The organism is Halobacillus sp. BBL2006 (assembly GCF_000786645.1).
In the GTDB taxonomy this organism is placed as follows: domain Bacteria; phylum Bacillota; class Bacilli; order Bacillales; family Halobacillaceae; genus Halobacillus.
This window is the reverse complement of the sequence record NZ_JRNX01000433.1, coordinates 1-2,830: the sequence shown is the minus strand read 5'-3', so window position 1 is coordinate 2,830 and position 2,830 is coordinate 1. Positions and strand designations below refer to the sequence as shown.

Sequence of the window (2,830 nt, the reverse complement as noted above, 5' to 3'; positions counted from 1 at the left end):
ACGCGAGTGTCTGGGGGTTGCAGCTGGACGAGTCGTTTCCCCGCCAACCCGTGTCCTAATCCAGTAACGGACCCAGATATCTCGAAACTGAGTCTTCAACAATCGGGAGCTTTTATGGAATAAGAAAAACTATAATGAAGGTAAAATGTCCATTGCGCCACGCTTTTATAAGCTCTTATGAATGTGATATATTGTTAAAGGAAAAGATTTGCTTTGGAGAGGAGAATGTCCATGGCTGGTCATTCAAAATGGAGTAATATTAAACATCGTAAAGGTGCTCAGGACGCCAAGCGCGGGAAGCTCTTCATGAAACTCGCTCGTGAAATTTTCATGGCTGCGAAAGATGGAGGCGGGGATCCCGATACAAACCCTAACTTACGTATGGCAATTGATAAGGCTAGATCAAACAATATGCCGAATGACAATGTAGACCGTGCCATCAAAAAGGCGACTGGAGACCTTGAAGGGGTCAACTATGAAGAATATACCTACGAAGGGTATGGTCCCGGTGGCGTAGCCGTGATGGTGAAAGTCTTGACAGATAACAAAAACCGCACGGCAGCAGATGTCCGTCATGCGTTTAATAAAAATGATGGAAATCTCGGGGAAAACGGTTGTGTTTCTTTCATGTTTAATCGGCAGGGCTATCTCGTCATTGATAGGGATTCAAATGAAGCCGATGAAGAGGATGTCATGCTTGAAGTCATCGAAGCTGGGGCCGAAGAGATGGAAACGACGGAAGAACTGTTTGAAATTTATACAGAACCTGAAGCTTTTTCCGATGTAAAAAAAGTTCTTGAAGAAAGCGGATATACTTTTAAAACGTCTGAAGTCACGATGATTCCTGAAACCTACACGTATCTTGAAGAAGACGGGGTAGAAAAAATGCTCAAGTTGATTGACATGCTTGAAGACAATGATGATGTTCAGGAAGTCTACCATAACTTAGATGCCGACGAAAGTGTTTTAGAAAAGTTATCTTAAAGATATCCATGAATTCTGAAACTAATCAGGACTCATGGTGCAGGGATGGCAATAGCAGAAGAAAATATGCTTTCGAAAACACAAATGATTGGGTGTATTGATGACGTTTTTCACTATGAGACTCCAACATTAACTGAAACTCTATAGATTTCCTCATAATAAGTTCTGTTTCTGGACACACTAGAAATGGAACTTATTTTAGTTAGGGGGAGTCTAAAATGATACGATGGCCGTGGATTTTAGGAGTGCTGATAACTTTTGTTGGATGGCAGCTCTTTACCATGCAACAGGAAGGCCCCGTTACTGCAAATGATCTCTCTTATCAGAGAACCATTGAGGAGAAAGCAACGATCGACCATGATACAGTGCCGACTCTTGTTAAACCCGAACCTTTGAAGCTTAAAGTCATACTAAAAGAACATTATATGGACGGGGTTATCGCAACGACGACACAAGAAGAAACGATATGGTCTATGGTTGATTTCTGGGCGCGATATAAAGGATGGACGGTCGAAGATCAACAATTGGACCAAGTTGTATTTAAACGTGATGTAAAAGATATTTCTCCTTTAACAAAACAGCAAGGGTATTTTGGGTTGACCAAAGATGGAGAACTTGCTGTCTTTCAAGGGGAACCTGGGAATGGTAAAGTGATAGAAGCCTTCAAACCAATTCCTATAAAACCATTGGAATCTAGAAGAAAGACCGAACTGAAAAGTGGCATTAAAATAAAGAATTTTGATCATTTTGAGCAAGTCCTTAAACAATATTCTACCCAAGATGAATTATAAGAAACAGCCACTGGTGCCCAAGTGGCTGTTTTGTTTGGCTGGATAGGCACTTCTGACATAGGCGAACATGTGCTTGTGTGTTACAATATAGAGTGCTAAGCAATAAAGGGTAGAGGGGATTTCTTATTATGATCACTTATGTAAAAGGTCAATTGACAACAATCGAAGAAGATTCGGTTGTAATAGAGACGGGGGGAATTGGCTATGAAGTATTATGTGCCAATCCTTTTCATTTTCAAGAACAATTTAATAAAGAAGTGAAAGTTCATACATATCATTATATAAGAGAAGATCAGCAGAATTTATATGGGTTCAAGAAGAAAGAGGACAAGCAGCTTTTCGCCCAGTTGTTGAATGTATCTGGAATTGGCCCTAAGGGAGCCCTTGCGATTCTGGGCACAGTCAGTGTGCCGGAGTTCGTTTCTGCCATTGAGCAGGAAGATGAAAAATACTTGACCAAGTTTCCCGGGGTAGGAAAGAAGACGGCGAGACAAATGATCCTTGATTTGAAAGGTAAGCTGGTCGTATGGCTGCCGGATGAGCAAAATGAAAATACAATTTTTTATAAAGAAGAGTTGACTTCAAAAGAAGCTAGAGCCCACATAGATGATGCCATTGAAGCTCTTAAGGCTCTTGGTTATACGGATAAAGAAGTTAAATTGGTTCGTGCAGAGTTGCAAAAAGCTAAACAAGGTACCGTAGACGATTATGTGAGGCAGGGTCTTCAGTTATTAATGAAATCATAAGGGAAAGGAAGATAAACCATGGAGGATCGGATGATCTCTGGGGAAATGCAAGAGTCAGATCAGGAGATCGAACTAAGTTTACGCCCTGAAACGCTCAAGCAATACATCGGTCAAGACCTGACAAAGAATAATTTGAGTATCTTTATAGAAGCTGCGAAGATGAGGGAAGAGCCATTGGATCACGCGTTGTTGTACGGTCCACCGGGACTGGGGAAGACAACGTTAGCTTCGATTATTGCTAATGAGATGGGAGTTCAGTTCCGCACGACGGCTGGCCCGGCAATAGAACGAGCTGGCGATTTAGCTGCG

Annotated in this window: 4 protein-coding genes; all 4 read left to right on the top strand. The window is 41.7% G+C overall.

Going from position 1 to position 2,830, the window contains the following annotated elements; genetic code table 11:
• Positions 1–231: 231 nt before the first annotated feature.
• Complete coding sequence (locus LD39_RS12985) at positions 232–984, top strand: YebC/PmpR family DNA-binding transcriptional regulator (RefSeq protein WP_035547480.1); 753 nt, start codon at positions 232–234, stop codon at positions 982–984.
• Between the two features lie 218 nt (positions 985–1,202).
• Positions 1,203–1,775, top strand: a complete 573-nt coding sequence (locus tag LD39_RS12980; RefSeq protein ID WP_035547477.1) for a BofC C-terminal domain-containing protein — start codon at positions 1,203–1,205, stop codon at positions 1,773–1,775.
• A gap of 128 nt (positions 1,776–1,903) precedes the next feature.
• The gene (gene ruvA / locus LD39_RS12975) at positions 1,904–2,521 is read left to right on the top strand and encodes a Holliday junction branch migration protein RuvA (protein WP_035547473.1); all 618 of its coding nucleotides are present in this window, start codon (positions 1,904–1,906) and stop codon (positions 2,519–2,521) included.
• An 18-nt stretch (positions 2,522–2,539) separates the two neighbouring features.
• Positions 2,540–2,830: AAA family ATPase (locus LD39_RS12970; RefSeq protein ID WP_035547470.1), on the top strand; the 291-nt coding region annotated here is incomplete at its 3' end.

Bases quoted from the DNA above. Each gene is read 5' to 3' on its own strand.
- LD39_RS12985 (WP_035547480.1), top strand. From the start codon at position 232: ATGGCTGGTCATTCAAAATGGAGTAATATTAAACATCGTAAAGGTGCT.
- LD39_RS12980 (WP_035547477.1), top strand. From the start codon at position 1,203: ATGATACGATGGCCGTGGATTTTAGGAGTGCTGATAACTTTTGTTGGA.
- ruvA (WP_035547473.1), top strand. From the start codon at position 1,904: ATGATCACTTATGTAAAAGGTCAATTGACAACAATCGAAGAAGATTCG.